The sequence below is a fragment of the Paenarthrobacter sp. TAF1 genome (assembly GCF_052113825.1).
Classification (GTDB): Bacteria; Actinomycetota; Actinomycetes; order Actinomycetales; family Micrococcaceae; genus Arthrobacter; species Arthrobacter nicotinovorans.
In genome coordinates this window covers 43268-58999 of the sequence record NZ_JBFRDO010000003.1, presented here as the reverse complement: position 1 = coordinate 58999, position 15732 = coordinate 43268, and the positions used below count along the sequence as shown (strand labels likewise).

Annotated in this window: 14 protein-coding genes; 8 read left to right on the top strand and 6 right to left on the bottom strand. The window is 64.4% G+C overall.

Translation table 11 applies throughout. From position 1 onward, the window contains the following. Nucleotides 1–63 precede the first annotated feature (63 nt). On the top strand, nt 64–264 hold the full coding sequence (locus tag AB4Y81_RS04760; RefSeq protein WP_018779368.1) for a hypothetical protein: 201 nt from the start codon (nt 64–66) through the stop codon (nt 262–264). 2 nt (nt 265–266) lie between these two features. On the opposite strand, the gene AB4Y81_RS04755 is transcribed toward AB4Y81_RS04760, so the two are convergent. Together AB4Y81_RS04755 and AB4Y81_RS04750 are read right to left on the bottom strand one after the other, a co-directional pair. Continuing rightward, on the bottom strand, nt 267–1301 hold the full coding sequence (locus AB4Y81_RS04755) for an LLM class flavin-dependent oxidoreductase (protein ID WP_441995437.1): 1035 nt from the start codon (nt 1299–1301) through the stop codon (nt 267–269). Nucleotides 1302–1407: 106 nt separating this feature from the next. Then, on the bottom strand, nt 1408–1812 hold the full coding sequence (locus AB4Y81_RS04750) for a CBU_0592 family membrane protein (RefSeq protein ID WP_018779366.1): 405 nt from the start codon (nt 1810–1812) through the stop codon (nt 1408–1410). A gap of 182 nt (nt 1813–1994) precedes the next feature. On the opposite strand from AB4Y81_RS04750, the gene AB4Y81_RS04745 reads away from it, so the two are divergent. Next, nucleotides 1995–2918 carry a LysR family transcriptional regulator gene (locus AB4Y81_RS04745; RefSeq protein ID WP_039243456.1) on the top strand — a complete coding sequence of 308 codons (924 nt, stop codon included), beginning with the start codon at nt 1995–1997 and terminating at the stop codon, nt 2916–2918. Nucleotides 2919–3319: 401 nt separating this feature from the next. On the opposite strand, the gene AB4Y81_RS04740 is transcribed toward AB4Y81_RS04745, so the two are convergent. The 3 genes from AB4Y81_RS04740 to AB4Y81_RS04730 all read right to left on the bottom strand — a co-directional run bounded on the left by AB4Y81_RS04740 (nt 3320) and on the right by AB4Y81_RS04730 (nt 8042). Continuing rightward, entirely contained in the window at nt 3320–4099 is a 780-nt protein-coding gene (locus tag AB4Y81_RS04740) for an isocitrate lyase/PEP mutase family protein (RefSeq protein ID WP_064722414.1), read from the bottom strand. A 40-nt stretch (nt 4100–4139) separates the two neighbouring features. Further along, entirely contained in the window at nt 4140–6593 is a 2454-nt protein-coding gene (locus AB4Y81_RS04735) for a glycoside hydrolase family 3 C-terminal domain-containing protein (RefSeq protein ID WP_441995436.1), read from the bottom strand. A 231-nt stretch (nt 6594–6824) separates the two neighbouring features. After that, complete coding sequence (locus AB4Y81_RS04730; protein ID WP_422757703.1) at nt 6825–8042, bottom strand: MFS transporter; 1218 nt, start codon at nt 8040–8042, stop codon at nt 6825–6827. A gap of 126 nt (nt 8043–8168) precedes the next feature. Between AB4Y81_RS04730 and AB4Y81_RS04725 the strand changes: the two genes are divergently transcribed. The 5 genes from AB4Y81_RS04725 (at nt 8169) to AB4Y81_RS04705 (ending at nt 12347) form a co-directional block, all read left to right on the top strand. Beyond that, complete coding sequence (locus AB4Y81_RS04725; protein ID WP_018779361.1) at nt 8169–9047, top strand: helix-turn-helix transcriptional regulator; 879 nt, start codon at nt 8169–8171, stop codon at nt 9045–9047. Nucleotides 9048–9064: 17 nt separating this feature from the next. Next, nucleotides 9065–9460: a (R)-mandelonitrile lyase gene (locus AB4Y81_RS04720; protein ID WP_039243452.1), complete on the top strand. Its 396-nt coding sequence runs from the start codon at nt 9065–9067 to the stop codon at nt 9458–9460. Nucleotides 9461–9585: 125 nt separating this feature from the next. After that, nucleotides 9586–10731, top strand: coding sequence for a GGDEF domain-containing protein (locus AB4Y81_RS04715; RefSeq protein WP_422757701.1), 1146 nt, complete (start codon nt 9586–9588; stop codon nt 10729–10731). 160 nt (nt 10732–10891) lie between these two features. Further along, entirely contained in the window at nt 10892–12052 is a 1161-nt protein-coding gene (locus AB4Y81_RS04710) for a WD40/YVTN/BNR-like repeat-containing protein (RefSeq protein WP_039243451.1), read from the top strand. A 7-nt stretch (nt 12053–12059) separates the two neighbouring features. Continuing rightward, nucleotides 12060–12347 carry a MoaD/ThiS family protein gene (locus tag AB4Y81_RS04705; RefSeq protein WP_018779357.1) on the top strand — a complete coding sequence of 96 codons (288 nt, stop codon included), beginning with the start codon at nt 12060–12062 and terminating at the stop codon, nt 12345–12347. Between the two features lie 39 nt (nt 12348–12386). Here the strand turns inward: AB4Y81_RS04705 and AB4Y81_RS04700 are convergent, their stop codons facing one another. Beyond that, nucleotides 12387–12623, bottom strand: coding sequence for a hypothetical protein (locus tag AB4Y81_RS04700; protein WP_018779356.1), 237 nt, complete (start codon nt 12621–12623; stop codon nt 12387–12389). A gap of 274 nt (nt 12624–12897) precedes the next feature. On the opposite strand from AB4Y81_RS04700, the gene AB4Y81_RS04695 reads away from it, so the two are divergent. After that, nucleotides 12898–15621 carry an FG-GAP-like repeat-containing protein gene (locus AB4Y81_RS04695; protein ID WP_079582308.1) on the top strand — a complete coding sequence of 908 codons (2724 nt, stop codon included), beginning with the start codon at nt 12898–12900 and terminating at the stop codon, nt 15619–15621. Nucleotides 15622–15732: the final 111 nt, after the last annotated feature.

The following is a 15732-nucleotide window of genomic DNA, read 5'->3' as shown; positions in this document are numbered from 1 at the left end:
TTTCAGGCCTTGAAGCGGCAACCGACCAGGCCTACCGTTAAACCGACGGAAGGTGGTCCCGCGGTGGAAATCTACATGTGGTGGCTTGATCTGCACATGGACAGCAAGGAATGGCTGCGCGAGAACCTGCGCGTGGAAGAACTCCCCCTGCAGGTCCTGCAACATATCGCCGAGGCCGGCGGTCCCCATCCGGACAAAGTCAGCGGTGTGCTGACCACGGCCGACTGGGACTTCATCGAGACCCAGTCCGAATTCGTGGACTGAGGCTATTCCGTCGGCGCCCACCCCAGCGCCGGCCCCAACGTGCCCGCGATGTCGGTGAGGATCTGCACGTAGTCCTCGTGCTCGAAGCTGAACGGCAACGCGAACGCTACCTCGTCCACTTCCTGGAAGCCCTGGTGCGCGTACAACTGTTCGGCAATCTCATCGCTGCTGCCGATGAGGTCCCGCGCGAACATCATGCGCTGCGGGCCTTGGGGCGCGCTGGTGCGCGGAGTCCGCTCATCGACATAGCGCTGGTACTTCTCCCGCTGGGCACTGGAAGCCGAGTCCGTGGGGATCACCACCAGTCCTTGCGAGACGCGGGCGGTGCTGCTGCCGCTTGCCTCAGCCGCGCCACGGAAAGCGCGGATCTGCCGTTGCTGTACTGCAGCAAAATCCGGCTCTTCATCCGGGCCCGGGAACACCACGCTGCTGGTAAGCAGGTTGAAGCCGTTCTCCCCCGCCCACGTTGCCGACTTCAGGCTCGCTGCTCCATACCAAATCCGTTCACGCAGCCCGGCGGAATGGGGTTCCACGCGGTTTGAGAACTCCTCCACCACGCCCTGCTTGCCGGAAAACTCCCGCACCTTCCCGCCGGCGACCAGCCGGGCAAAACGGTCCACACGGGCGTAGCTGAAATCTTCGGTGTCCGCGGAATCCGGGTAGAGCTCGTGCTTGACGGTGTCGTAGTGCATCGGTACGCCGACGCTGACCCCCGGATTGATGCGGCCTCCGCTGAGTAGGTCCACTGTGGCCAGGTCCTCGGCCAGGCGAAGCGGATTCTCCCAACCCAGCGGTGTCACCGCGGTGCCCAGCTCGATCTTCGAGGTCCGTTGGCTGGCCGCTGCCATCACCGCAACCGGCGACGAAATTCCGTACTGCAGATGCCGGTGGCGCAACCAGGCACTGTCGAATCCCAAACGCTCGCCGAGTTCGATGATCTCCAGGGTGGAGCGGTGCCCCGCAGCCGGATCCGCGGGATCGAACAGGCCGATGGTGAGGAATCCAAGCTTGCGCAGCGGACGGTCTGGGGTGGGCATGGCTTCCTTCTCTGTCGGTCGGCGCTTATTGCCCACCCTAAGCGTTGCCGCTTACGACGACGACGGGAGGTTACCTTGTGTGATGTGCAGCCCAGGGATACGCGGATTACGCGCAGTTGACTGCCTGGCTGGGCCGCGGGATGACCATCTGCGCGGCTGTGTCCGTGATGCTGTCCCGGGCGCCTGTGTCCCAGCCGCCTGTGTCCCAGCCGGCTGGGTCCATGGTGGCGAGGGCCGGGGCGGTCATCGGTTCGGGCTCGGCGACTGCAGCCTCCGTCCGGGAGCGCATCCGCAGCAGCGCCACCGCTGAGATGAGGAACCATGCCACGTTGGTCACCACCGAGGGCCACGCTTGGTGGAGGGTGCCGTTGATGATGAACGCGCAGGAGCCAAACAGGTTCACGGCCTGGAAGGTACTGCCCGGCTTGATCCATCCCATGGACACTGTCATGTAGGCACAGAGCATCGCCGCCGCACCGGCCCAACCGGTAATTTCCCACAGCAGTTCCATCGGGGGTCCTCTCATGTCCAGGCAGCCGGAAGTGGCCGGGCGACGAATGGTTTCAGGGGTTTTTCTGCCGAATGCAGAGACCGGCCCTTCAGAGCGAAGAACGGCCTTGAACTAAATTTTGGGGGATAGCTGCCTTTAGTTCAATTGCATTATTCTGAAGCCCGTATTTAGAATCTCTGAACATGGAAATGGACCCCCGACGCCTGCTCGTCCTCCTCGCCGTCGCCCGTACCGGAGGGGTCCTCGCCGCTGCCGACGAACTGCGGATCACACCGTCCGCAGTGTCCCAGCAACTCACCAAATTGGAGAACGAAGCAGGCCAGGCGCTGCTCCTCCGAACCCCCAAAGGTTCAGTGCTGACACCGGCCGGACTGGCCATGGCGGAGGCCGGGGAGGAAATAGAGCGGGCGTTGAACGTGGCGCGCTCGCGGATGCAGGGAGAAGCGGAGGTCGCGGGAGTTGTGCGGGTAGGTGGGTTCACCAGCTTCATGCGCACGGTGGTCATTCCGCGCCTTCCGGAGTGGCGCGTCCAGTACCCGCAACTGCAGATCCAGCTGGTGGAGGACGGCTTCCCGGCGCTCATGCGTCTCTTCCGACAACGCCAGCTGGATGCCGTGGTGGTTGAGCAGGATTCGACGACCTCGGATCAACGTCCCCTGGCAGCCGGGATGGTGGAAGAACCACTGCTGGATGAGCCGTGGAAGCTGGTGGTGCCGGCGGGATCACTGCTCAGCACGGACAATCTGGACCTGAGCCGCCTGCCCCTGCCGTGGCTGGGCGTAGAGCCGTCCGCAGCCAACATTGCCGTGCTTGGCCGCCTGCGCCATTCGACGGGTGCCCACATCGAGACGATTCACCAATACCAGGACACACTGACTGCCTTGGCGCTGGTGGCGGCCGGGGAAGGTGTTGCGATCGTGCCCACCCTGGCGTTGACAGGAGTGGTCCAGGACCAGGTGGACGTCCTGGATGTGCCGGGTTTGGGGACGAGGCACATCGCGCTGCGTCGGTTCGACAGGCGAAGGCCGACAAGCCTTCCCTTGGACACGGTGGCCCGGCTCCTGCGGGAATCGGCGGCGGCTTTTGATACTCGGTCGACTTCGTAACCGGTTACGGCCTGGAGCGTCAACCTACTGGGTGTCCTTGGGAGCAGTGCGTTTCCCCCGGCGCTATCTCGTGGCCTTGGATGCACGTGCGTTCAGGTGGCTGGTGGTCATCGTGGCGACGTATGAAAATACTGCTGCCGGTTCCCTCCACGCCTGAGTCCTCGCGCTGCAGCCACTCGCCGAAGCGGGTCCTGTGCACCTTGCCGTCACTGTTTTGATCCGGTTTACCGTGGTGGAATGGACTTTTGGCCATGGCAACCGCGCCCCTTCTGCTCGGTCTCTGTTGCCCGCATTGCACAGTAATTTTAGGACCACGCAGCAAGCACTGAAAGAGGTGCCGGGAACGCTGGCCAAGGCCGGTCCCGGCCCGCTCGCTCAGAGCGGGCCGGGACGGCTTAGGCCTAGTTCAGCGCCGGGGTGTCCGTTGGGATGACGCCGGAGCCGTACAGATCAGAGGCCAGATCCTGAAGAGCGCGGAGGGCCACCCGCTGGGTGAACGGACCGTAGGACACCCGGGCTACGCCGAGTTCCTGGAGCTCGGCAGCAGGCAACGCTCCGGGAGCGCCGATCACGGAGAGCTTGCCGTGGCCGAGGCCCTCAACAAGCGGTTCGATGAGATCACGGTTCAGCGCGCCCGGCACGAAAACCAGCGCTGCACCGGCGTCGAGGAAGGCCCGACCGCGTGCGATGGCGTCATCGATGCTTTCCTTGATCGGACGGTCACCACCGCGGACGATCGCGTCCGTGCGGGCATTCAGCTGGAACGGAATACCCTCGGCGTTGGCGGCATCGATGATCGCCTTGACGCGGGCAACCGCTTCGTCGAACGGCCGCAGGCGGTCCTCAACGTTGGCGCCCACGACTCCGATGCCAATAGCGCGCCGGATGGTTTCGGCAGGATCCTCATATCCGTCGTCGAGATCTGCAGTGACGGGGACGTCCACAGCCTTGACGATCCTCTCCACTCCGCTGAGCGCCACGTCCAAGGGCATGGTTCCGTCCTTGTAGCCGAAAGCCGCGGCGATGGAGTGCCCGGCGGTGGCGATGGCTTTTGTCTGGGGGAGGGCGGCCACCGTGGTGGCACTGACCGCATCCCAAACATTGACGACACTCAGGATTTCCGGCGCTTCATGCAGGGCCTTCAGTTGTTCTGCGCGCGCAGTCGTGTTTGCTTCAGTCATGGTTTTCTCCGTCATCCTCGGTAGGGAGTTGGTGCCACGTTCAGCCTAAACGCAACGCATCCGCCCCGGCCAAGTCCACCCGGATGTCCGTCATCAAAGGTAAATCCGCACTGGACGTCCCCGCGCGGAGGTGGAAGATCCCGGGCTCCAGGGACCAGGAGCCGGCGGCGGTGTCCCAGTGCTCGAACAAACGCCGGGGAATCGTCACGGAAACCGTGTCTTCCGCTCCTGCAGGCAGCTCGGAAACGGCCGCCCCCGCGAACCACAGGGCGGGCCTTTCCACCCGGCTCTGCCCCCGGGAGAGGTAGAGCTGAACCACTTCGCTGGACGCCCGGGCGGAATGGTTCCTGAGCCGGACGGTCACAGCGACGTCCTCCTCCTGTGCCCGGGCCTCCAGCTGTGACAGGCTCCAGCTTCCGTAGCCCAGTCCGTGCCCGAAGGCGTAAGCAGGTGCGGTTTCCGCCCCGGCGCGGTAGCCGATGGCGAGCCCTTCGCGATAGACCACGTCGCCATTCTGCGGCTGCGGCGAAGGCAGACCTTCCTCACGGGACGGGAAGGTGACGGGCAGCCTGCCACCGGGCTCTGCCTCTCCGGTCAGAACGTCCGCCACAGCCCAGCCCATTTCCTGGCCGCCGAACCACGTCAGGAGGATGGCATCCACCTGGTCACGCCAGGGCAGGAGAACGGGCGCCCCGGAATTGACCACCACGATGGTCTTCGCGCTCACGGCCGCCACCGCTGCCACCAGTTCGTCCTGGCGCCCCGGCAGAGCGAGTGTGGTCCGGTCGAAACCTTCAGCTTCGTCTTCCGAACCCGTGCCTGCAAAGACGATGACGCAGTCCGCATCGCGGGCCGACTCCACCGCCTCCGCGATCAGCAGGTCGGCGTCGGGTGCTGCTGAATCAAAGCCCAAACGGAGGGAGGCCACGGTCCGCTGCGCCGGCGTGTAGGTGAAGACCACCCCCACCGCCTGTCCCGGCGCCATGGCGAGGTCAATCAGCGCTTGCGGCGGCAGGGACATGCCCACCACGGCGTCGCCATTAATGGGGATGAGATCCCCATCGAACCGGGCGACGCCGTCCACGGTCACCTGCGCGTGGCCCACGCCCGCCGCGGAGAACACGTAATCGCCCGGGGTGTCGGCGGTGAGGAGGGTGCTTGCCCGGATGGCCTTGACCTCGTCCTCCGGAACGCCGTCGGGGTAGCCCATCCCGTACGTCAGAGTGTCGCAGCGGTCGCGTGTTTCGCTGCCCAGCGTGCGGCCTTCCTGGTCCAGGAATTCAATGAGGACCACGCCCTGGCCTCCCGGCGCGGAGCCGTTCGCTGCGGAAAGGGTCTTCACCAGCGTGGTGGGGCGGACCCCCTCGCTGTAATGGAACAGGGTGTCCGGCATGGCCGCGCGCAGCGCCTCCAGGGGCGGCACGGTCGGGGGAGCGATGACCGCCGCGCTGCCGCCGCCGTTGGTTCTCGGCACCACAGCGGCAGGACCGACGACGGCGATCTTCCGTGCCGCCGTCGTCAACGGCAAGGCCCGGTCCTCATTGCGCAACAGCACCATGCCCTTGGCCCCGGTGTCCCGCAGAAGCCGGCGTATCCCGGACGATTCCGCGGACGGCGGCGTGGGGAGGGCATCCCGGTCCACCAGTGGCTCAATGCCGTCGAGGGCTCCGAGCCGGGCCGCCAGCCGCAGCAGCCGGAGCACCTTGTTGTCGACGGCCGCCTCCGGGACGCGTCCTTGGCGGACTGCATCCACGAGGCCCGCGGCCCACATGGTCCTGGGGCCGGGCATCGCCAGGTCGGTACCACCCAGCGCTGTCGACTCCACAGTCCGGATGGCTCCCCAGTCGGAAACCACCAAACCGTCGAATCCCCATTCGCGCTCCAAAATCTCCGTCACGAGGTCCGACTCGACGGCCGGGGTGCCGTTGACCCGATTGTAGGAGGACATGATGCCGAGGCCACCGGCTTTGACGATCGCTTCGAACGGGGCCATGTAGGCCTCCCGCAATACATTCTCAGGGACCACCGAGTTCGAATTCAGCCTGTCCGTTTCGGCCTCGTTCGCGATGAAGTGTTTGGCTGTGGTGGCCGGGCCCTCGGCTTGGATTCCCCGCACCATGGCCGCCCCCATGATGGCCGTGAGGTACGGGTCCTCGCTGAACGCTTCGAAGTGGCGTCCGCCGTAGGGGGTGCGCTGAAGATTGACCACCGGTCCAAGGACGACATCCACGCCCTTGCGCCTGGCTTCCGCGCCGATGACGCCACCCATGGCGGCCGCCACGCGAGCGTCGAACGTTGCTGCCAGCGCCGTCGCCGAAGGGATATTGATGGAGGTGTCCGCCTCGGTCCACCGCACGCCGCGGATTCCCACGGTTCCGTCGGAGAGAACCAGGGAGCGCAGCCCGATCGATTCATCGGCGTAGGTGCTCCAGTGGTCCTTGCCCGACAGCAGCCGGACCTTGGCTTCCAGGTCCAGGCGCGCAAGACGGGCCATGAGTTCCTGCTCGAGCAAGCGGGAAGGGGGAACGGGATTGCACGCATGGGCGGCACCTTTCGCAATATGCTGCCGGCCGCTGCACGAGGGATACCAGGGGTGCGCGGCGGCATCAGGCCCGGTGGGGTTCGCGATGCATTGACCGCTGCGAGCAGGCCCACCGGATGGATTGCGTCTGCCTACGTTCGCCCTCAATTTACAACAGCTGCGGGCCGGGGCGCCAGATCGCGGCTACCGCCTGCGTGACACGCGCTTCGTCATGAACGCCAGGAACGCCGACACCAGAAGGACCACGGAACTTGCCAGGAAGGTACTTTCAAAGCCCAGCGAGTCGAACAGCACTCCGCCAACTGTGGAGCCCAAGGCAATGCATGTCTGAACCACGGCCACCATGAGCCCACCGCCCTGTTCGGCGTTGCGCGGCATCGCTTGCGCCACCCAACTCCACCAGCCCACCGGAGCGGACGTTCCCAACAGCCCCCAGAAACCCAACAGAACAACGACGACGGCGAACACGCCACCGAACGGGATCAAGGCAACTGCGACGAGGGCCATGACGACAGGGATCACCATGAGTGTCCGGTACAGGCCAGCACCCAGGAACCGGCCGATGAGCATGGTCCCGACGAATCCGGATACGCCCATGACCAGCAACACGAGGGACACCACTGGACCGTCAATGTGGGTCACGGTTTCCAGGAAGGGCCGCACGTAGGTGAAGAGGATGAACTGGCCCATGAAGAAGCTCCCGCAGGCGGCCATGCCCCATGCGACAGTCCGGTCCTTGAAAGCCGTGAAGATGGTAAGGATGTCGCGGGCCTTGTTCCCGCTGGGCGGCGCTGCGAGGGACGGCAAGGAAATCCAGAGCCACACCACACAAACCGCCGAGACCGGCACCAGGCAGAGAAATGCTCCCCGCCAACCAATGAACGAACCCAGGTAACTGCCAAGCGGCGCAGCCAGAACTGTGGCCAGGGCATTGCCGCCGTTGACGATCGCCAGCGCACGCGGCACCTGCGCCGGGGCGACCAGCCGCATGGCGGTGGCAGCGGACATGGACCAGAAACCGCCGATGACAACACCGATGGATGCCCGGCCCACCATGAATGGCAGGTACCCCGGGGCCAAGGCGATCAGGGCGCCGGAGGCACCCATCAACGCGGCCAGCCCGATCAGCAAGGTGCGCCGGTTCATCCTGCCGGTTACCACGGACACGGAAAGGCTGGTGAGGACGGCGAACAGCCCGGAGATCGCAATGCCCTGGCCCACCAACCCTTCGGAGACCTGAAGATCATTGGCCATGGGAGTCAGGAGACTCACGGGCATGAATTCGGAGGCCACCACGGCGAACGCTCCAAAGGACATTGCGAAGACACCGCCCCAACGGCTCACGGGGTTCGGGCCTTCTTTGTGTGCGCCGGGCGTGGCGGTACGGGTATCTGCTGACATGGATTGGCCTCTCAGGTGAACTGGGATCCATCGGACCATGGCTTGGCGGACAGGTGGGAGGGACCGTTTATACGGGTTCCAACAGAACCTCTCACCGCGGGCAACGGGGGTCGTAACGTGGAGGGCATGGACAATCGGTCGGAAGTGCGGGAGTTCCTGATGTCCCGCCGCGCGCGCATCACCCCGGAGCAGGCAGGCATCGAAGCTTTCGGCATTCGACGGCGGGTCACCGGCCTGCGGCGCGATGAAGTGGCGCGGCTTGCCGGTGTCAGTATCGACTACTACATCCGCTTGGAGCGGGGAAACCTCTCCGGCGTATCGGACAGCGTCCTGGACGCCATCGCCGGAGCGCTGCAACTGGACCGCGCAGAACTCGAGCACCTCTACGACCTCGCCCGGACAGCCAACCGGGGCGGGCGCACAAAGGTCAAGAAGGCGGCCCGCACGATCGATCCCGCGCTCCAGTTTTTCCTGGATTCCATTACGGGAGCACCGGCTCTGATCTCCAACAACCGCATGGACGTGGTGGCTGCTAATGCTCTGGGTTACGCCATGTACTTCGACCTCTTCCGGAGCACGGCCGGCCCCGCGAACCACTCCCGGTTCATCTTCCTGGATCCCCGCGGACGGGATTTTTATCCCGATTGGAACCGTGCCGCGAACACCAACGTGGAGATCCTGCGCCGCCACGCGGGTCGCTTCCCCCATGACAAGGCAATCGCCGAACTCGTGGGCGAGTTGTCCATGCGGAGCGAGGAATTCCGCACCCTTTGGGCCGCGCACAATGTCCGGCGGCACCGCTCGGGAATGAAGACCTTCCAGCACCCGGTGGTCGGATCGCTGGAACTGACCTACCAGCAGCTCGAACTCGACGAGGATACCGGCCTCCACGTCACCGTCTACCCGGCCGTGCCAGGAAGTGCCAGCGAGGAAGGCTTGAAACTCCTGGCGTCCTGGGCGGCTACCGAAAACGTCGTCGAAAAGGCCACGGCAGGCACGCGCTGATTCTTGAGGAGCGAAACATGAAGTACATGAAAAGCGGCAACCCGACAGCAGCCGGCCCGAAGGAATGGTTCACGGGAACCGTGCAGATCGACGGTATCCGGAACCCGGATGGGCAATCAGCCATCGGCTGCGCACACGTCCGGTTCGCTCCCGGTGCACGGACTGCCTGGCACCACCACCCCAAGGGACAAACCCTGTATGTCACCGACGGAATAGGTCTGGTGGCTACGCGGGACGGCGGGATACAGGAGATCCGCCCCGGCGACGTTGTCTACATCGAACCCGGCGAGGAACACTGGCACGGCGCCACCCCGGACCGGTTCATGGCACATATCGCGATGCAGGAGGCCGACGGGAACGGCCAGGTCGTGACCTGGCTGGAACACGTCACGGACGAGGACTACGGGGCCTGAGCAGCTCTTTCGGGGCATAGCCCGCCCTGCAGCTGCGGTCCTTCGCCGCGTCGTGTCCCGCCCATTCTCCTGCCGGCCCTTATGCTGGCCGGTGAATGGGGGATTCGATGTTGGATTTGTTGAGCATGAAACTTGCTCTTGCTGTTGTGACGTTAACACTGTGGGTTCTTTTCCTGGGTTCTTACCGGAGGACCCGATCGCTCTACAGCGCCTATTGGTGTGCTGCCTTGGGGTGCTGGCTTGCGGGCAACGTGGCGTACTGGCTGAAGGAAGCGGACTGGGGCTGGGTAGCCAGCCCCCTGGGCAACGCTCTTACGGTCGCCGGAGCCTTCGGTGTCTGGGCGGGGTTCCGTTCCTTGCGGAACCTTGGCACGCCGTTATGGCTGCTATTTGCTGCTCCGGCAGTAACGGCTTCGGCGACAGTCATTGAAACCGACCCCGACGGCGCGTGGCAGGGCGGGTTGGTGTACTTCGCTTTGATGGCGACCGGGATGGCGCTCGCCGCCCGGGAACTGGCCTTGCTGAAGTCGCGGGCCTCGCAAGCTCATCGGCCGCTGTTGGTTGTCGCTGCTGTCCTGGTGGCCTACTTCGGTTGCCGCATAGTGGTTTATGCCGTGGCAGGGCCGGACAGCGAGGTCCTGCAGTCCTATTTCAGCCCGGCGGTGACGTGCTTGCTGCTGATCATGCTGCTGGTCCTGGTTTCCTTCAGCATGACCGCGCTCAATAGCCACCAGCTCATCACGAGGCTCAATGAGCGGGCATCGCGCGACGGAATGACGGGCTTGTTCAATCGCCAGGCTTTCATGGAATTGGCTGAGCGGGAGCTCGCTGCCCTGCAAACGGCGGGCAGGTCGGCGGCCGTTGTCCTGGCCGACCTTGATCATTTCAAGTCCGTGAACGATACCCACGGGCATGCCGCCGGGGACGCTGCCATCCGGGCGTTTGCCGTGGCGTGCAAGGGTTCGTTGCGCAGGACCGACTTGGTGGGCCGGTACGGCGGGGAGGAATTTGTCATCTTCCTGCCGGGTGCCGACGAGGTCGCGGCGGAAGCCATCACCACCGAGATCAGCCGGCGCCTGGCCGCTGCACCGGCACCTGACGGGCTGGAGTTTCCCACCGTCAGCTACGGGATTTCATCCACTGCAATTTCAGGCTCAACGCTGGCCCAGCTGATCCACACCGCCGATGGGGCCCTTTACCAAGCCAAAGCAGCGGGCAGGAACCGCGCGTTCAAGGCCGATGGTCCCTTGGACGCGGCCTCCTCCACCTGACATCACACAACGCGAAGGTTGCCTGAGGTACTCGTAGCTGGTGTGGCAACGCATCGGGAATCCGGTGCCGGGACCCGAATCCCAGGACCAAGCGCAAGCCCTCGTGAATTCTCCACATGGCTCCAAAAACCCATTGCCCTCCCCACCCCACGATGGTTCGATGGGACTCATGGCTACCGCAGAAAGTTATGTCCTGGCGATCGGAACCAAGAAAGGCCTGTGGCTGGCAACCAGCCCGGACCGAAAAGAATGGTCCCTCTCCGGTCCGCACTTCCTGATGAGCGAGATACCCAGCATCGGGATAGACACGCGGGACGGCAAAACACGAATCATGGTGGGGGTAAGGTCTGAGCACTGGGGACCCACCGTGGCCCATTCAGACGACCTCGGCGCCACATGGACCGAGCCCGAGCAAGGCGCCATCAAATTCCCGGACGGCACCGACGCCGCCCTGGAACGGGTTTGGCAGATCTACCCCGACGCCGACTCCCGCCCAGGCGTCGTGTGGGCCGGTTGCGAGCCGATTTCGGTGTGGAAATCCACCGACGGCGGCGAACACTTCGAGCTGAACCGCGGACTATGGGACCACCCCCACCGCAGTGAATGGGGTGCGGGCTACGGCGGCGCGGCGGCACACTCGATTGTGGTGGATCCATCCGGCGAGAAGGTCCACATCGCCATGAGCACTGGCGGCGTCTACAGATCCCTCGACGGCGGGACCTCCTGGGAGCCCCGCAACAAGGGCATTTCGGCGTACTTCATGCCGGACCCCAATCCCGAGTTCGGCCAGTGCGTGCACAAGATCGCAGCCGATGCCTCCGTCGAAGGGCGCCTGTACGCGCAGAACCACCACGGTGTGTACCGGACGGATGACAACGGCGAGAATTGGGATTCCATCGCCGAAGGGCTGCCAGCCGATTTCGGTTTCGTCATGCTCACCCATCCGCGCCGGGAAGGGACGGCCTGGGTCATCCCGCTCAAGGCCGACGGTGAACGCATCCCGCCTGGCAGCAAGCTCAGCGTCCACCGAACCGACGATGCCGGTAACACCTGGAAGGAACTGCACACGGGCCTGCCGGACCACGAATACAACGCGGTGCTCCGGGATGCGGCATCCGTGGATACTGCCGAACCCGTGGGTGTGTACTTCGGAACCCGCGGTGGTTCCGTGTACGCCAGCGCCGACGAGGGCGAGACCTTCAATGAAGTGGTCTCGCACTTGCCGGACGTGCTGTGCGTTCGTGCGGCCGTCGTTGTTGGCAGCGACGCTGGAGCCACCGCCGTCGAGCAATCAGCAGCCAGCGCCCCGGTACCTGGTTAGGTCCGTTGTGGCTGACTTTACGGTCCTGTTGCCTGGTGTCCTGCAGCCGCTCGTCGGCGGACAGTCCTGTCTGACTGCGTCCGCCGACGGTGCTGTGACCGTTGGACAGCTCTTGGACTCGGTGACCGGAGATTATCCGGTCCTGGCCAGGCGTTTGCGTGATGAAACCGGGGCGCTGCGCCGTTTCGTGAATATTTACGTTAACGGTGACGAGGTCCGGCGGTTGAATGGTCTTGAAACGGAAGTTGCGGCGGGCCAGGAGGTCTTGATTGTCCAGTCCGTGGCCGGCGGCTGAGGGTGAAGGGCGTCCAGCCTGGTCTCCAGCAGGGACTGTTCAGGCGACGCGCCAAACACTGCATTCGTCGGTATTGATGGCTTTCCTCATCCCGGAGGCGTAATCCATGATCCAGACGACGCCGATCCCTGGCGCCGTTTCCTGGACCCGTCCGCGGCGTATGACCACGTCGTCGTAAGCGGGCCCAACTGACAGGCGGGCCTCGATCTCGTCCCCGCGGTGGAGCTGGCTGATCGCGCGTATTCGTGTTGTTTGAGTGGTTACTTCCTTCAGCATGGTGTCCTCCTGGCTGGAGCTGGTGCCTGCACTTGCCGGCTATTCCAGTGTGGAGGGGCAATGTTGCCACGGTATTTCGGCGTGGTTAGGGTCCGGTTAGCATTCCGGGATGGTTGCGTTTCCGCCCGTGCGCGGGCGCCGCCGCGACGGGCGGCGACAAGACGCGCCCGCCTGAAGTCCGGCGCCTCCGCAGGCCAGTGCCGAGGCGGTTGTAGCCTGATCTCGGTTACTGAGATTTACAGCAACCACAGGCTCCGTCCTCCCGGGAGAACCAATGGGTGTTTTACGGCGATCGCTCGCGCTGTCCACAGGCTTGGTGGTTTTTGCCGCCGGCCTGTTTTTCGTCCAGGCCCCTGCCACGGCAGTTCCACTTCCCGGGCCCGATAATCCGAACGTCCAATTCGTTGAAGGGACACCGCACTCGGAGCATGTTTTCGAGACGCCCCTCCCGGAAACCAAGCAGCCCACCAAGGGCCAGGCCGACGTCGACTCGCTGCTCCGTGACGGAGCTGCGGCAGCCGGTCCGGGCGGCACCATCAACGTCCGGCTGGTCACCGCGAAACTGGCGGACAACACCAACCCGGTTTCCATGACGGACGCTGAAAAGGCTGTGGTGTCCACCAGTAACTACTGGAAAGCCATGACGGCCAACAAGCTGTCCATGACGGTGGCCAGCAAAGTCGCCGGCCACCAATCCAAGGCCCGCTCCACGGACAGTTACAGCACCATCATCTCCACCATCACGGGGGAGTTGAACTGGTCGGCCAGTCCTTACACAGCGCTGGTCATCTTCATTCCGACGTCCACGTTGTCCGGCAACGCCCTGGGCGCCGGGTACAGCAGCGGCAGTTACAGCGGCCGGGTGCTCCTGCCCCAGATCAGCAGCTTCACCAACAACGTGATGAGCCACGAGTTCGGCCACGTCATAGGCCTGATGCACGCAGATGCCCTGCAGTGCGGCAGCGGAGTGTCCGACGTCGGGGTCAACAGCAACGGCCAGTTCACCGATCCGTCCTGCTACATCCGCGAGTACGGCGACACCACCGACATCATGGGAGCTGCCCAGTACGCGACGCCGGTTGTGAGTTCCACGTTCTGGGACTATGCGGGCCTGGGCCGTGGGGATGAGATCCGGGACGTGGGCATCGCAACGGGTTCCAAGAGCTACACGCTCAAGCCGTGGGGAGGCACCGAAGCCCAGCGGGCGATCAAATTCACCGATCCCGTCAGCAAAGAGGTCTATTACCTGGAGCTGCGGGAACCTGCCGGCTATGACAATTACCTGGGAACAGCCGGCAAACCCGGAAACATGGGCGTGAAGATCGTCCAGCGCGGCGGCGCCACTATCGCTTCTTCCCTGATTCTGATGCCCTCCACCAAGCCTTTCTCCGACCCGTGGTACGCCAGCAACCACGCCTGGCAGGCAGGGAGCACCTTCACCACGTACACCGGTACGCAGGTGACCATGAATTCGGTGTCGTCGACGTCGGCCACCATCACCATCACTGCCGACCCGCGGCTCACCGCCAAGGTCCGCTTTTCTACGGGAGATTTCGACGGCGATGGACTCGCCGATGTCTTCTCCCGCGAACCCGACGGCTCCCTGATGCTGTATTCGGGTTTGCCCGGCAACAGGCTGGATAATCCGCGTCAGGTGGGCTCCGGGTGGAACGTTTTTGACGCCATCACCGGCTTTTCGGATTTCGATGGAGACGGACGAAGCGACATCCTGGCGCGCACCAGCGACGGTGTCCTCTGGCTATACCCGGGCGACGGAAACGGGGGTTTCCTTCCCAAACGGCAGATCGGTTCCGGTTGGCAGGGCTTTACGAACATCATTGGCGTGGGCGATTTCGACGGCGATGCCCGCCTCGACGTCATGGCGACCAAGCCGGATGGCACTCTCTGGCTTTACTCAGGAGATGGCCAGGGCGGCTTCCGTGCCTGGTCGCAGATCGGATCGGGTTGGAACGGCTTCACCAGCATCACTTCCGATGGCTCCTTCGGGCTTCTGGCGCGGGCAAGCGACGGCACCCTCTACCTGTACCCCGGCAACGGCTGGGGTGGTTTCGTGCCGCGCGTCGCAATCGGCAGCGGTTGGAACGCGGTGGGCGACATCGTGAGCGGACAGGACTTCACGGGTGATAAGAAGTCCGATGTCCTGACGGTGACCTCCGGGGGGTCCATGCGGCTCTACCCGGGCAGCGGTTCGGGCTTTGCCGAACGCTTGGTCATCGGTGCCGGGTGGAACCAGTTCAGCCAGGTCTGGGAGGCGGGAGATTTCGACGGAGATGCAGTCGCCGACATCCTGGCCCGCGGTACTGACGGCGCGTTGTGGCTCTATCCGGGGAACGGTTCCGGCGGCTTCCTGCCCCGCGTCCAGGTGGGGTCGGGGTGGAATGCTTTCAATACTGTCCTGAGTGCCGGAGATTTCGACGGCGATGGCCACCCGGACCTGGTCGCACGGACAGCCGGCGGAGCGCTGTGGTTGTACCCGACAGACGGCCGGGGCCAGTTCCTGGCCCGCAAGCAGATCGGTGTCGGCTGGCAGGGTTTCACTGAGCTTCTCGCTCCGGGCGATTTCTCGGGTGACGGCAAAGCGGACCTTGTGGCTCGGGCCGCGAATGGCAGCTTGTGGCTGTACCCGGGTAACGGTTCGGGCGGCTTCCTGCCGTGGAAGCAGATCGGCACGGGGTGGGACATTTTTGACTCGGTAGTGCAGGGTGGGGACTTCAACGGCGATGGCCGGGAGGACATCATGGCCCGGGGCACTGACGGGGCGTTGTGGCTGTATCCGGGCAATGGCAGCGGCGGATTCCTGGCCCGCGTTGCCCTGGGTTCCGGCTGGAACACTTTCAGCTCGTTCGCGGCCTTGGGGACAGGCTTCACGGGAACGGGAAATCCGTCAGTTGTGGGTGTTGGCGGAAACGGGGAGCTCTTCCTGTACACAGGAACCGGTCAGGGGAGCTTTCAGTCCGTGCTGCTGGATCCCCGGTAGGCCTGGGATGTTCCTTGCCGCTTGCCTTGTCTGAACACCAGACCGGGCAGCGGAAAGCCCGGCATATCAGGAGACATGCCGGGCTTTCCCCGTTCCGAAGCTCCGGCAATA

Excerpts from the sequence above, each read along its gene's own strand:
- AB4Y81_RS04750 (WP_018779366.1), bottom strand. The coding sequence starts at position 1,812 with ATGGAACTGCTGTGGGAAATTACCGGTTGGGCCGGTGCGGCGGCGATG.
- AB4Y81_RS04695 (WP_079582308.1), top strand. The coding sequence starts at position 12,898 with ATGGGTGTTTTACGGCGATCGCTCGCGCTGTCCACAGGCTTGGTGGTT.
- AB4Y81_RS04710 (WP_039243451.1), top strand. The coding sequence starts at position 10,892 with ATGGGACTCATGGCTACCGCAGAAAGTTATGTCCTGGCGATCGGAACC.
- AB4Y81_RS04730 (WP_422757703.1), bottom strand. The coding sequence starts at position 8,042 with ATGTCAGCAGATACCCGTACCGCCACGCCCGGCGCACACAAAGAAGGC.
- AB4Y81_RS04735 (WP_441995436.1), bottom strand. The coding sequence starts at position 6,593 with ATGGCCCGTCTTGCGCGCCTGGACCTGGAAGCCAAGGTCCGGCTGCTG.
- AB4Y81_RS04725 (WP_018779361.1), top strand. The coding sequence starts at position 8,169 with ATGGACAATCGGTCGGAAGTGCGGGAGTTCCTGATGTCCCGCCGCGCG.
- AB4Y81_RS04755 (WP_441995437.1), bottom strand. The coding sequence starts at position 1,301 with ATGCCCACCCCAGACCGTCCGCTGCGCAAGCTTGGATTCCTCACCATC.
- AB4Y81_RS04745 (WP_039243456.1), top strand. The coding sequence starts at position 1,995 with ATGGAAATGGACCCCCGACGCCTGCTCGTCCTCCTCGCCGTCGCCCGT.
- AB4Y81_RS04720 (WP_039243452.1), top strand. The coding sequence starts at position 9,065 with ATGAAGTACATGAAAAGCGGCAACCCGACAGCAGCCGGCCCGAAGGAA.
- AB4Y81_RS04740 (WP_064722414.1), bottom strand. The coding sequence starts at position 4,099 with ATGACTGAAGCAAACACGACTGCGCGCGCAGAACAACTGAAGGCCCTG.
- AB4Y81_RS04715 (WP_422757701.1), top strand. The coding sequence starts at position 9,586 with ATGAAACTTGCTCTTGCTGTTGTGACGTTAACACTGTGGGTTCTTTTC.
- AB4Y81_RS04700 (WP_018779356.1), bottom strand. The coding sequence starts at position 12,623 with ATGCTGAAGGAAGTAACCACTCAAACAACACGAATACGCGCGATCAGC.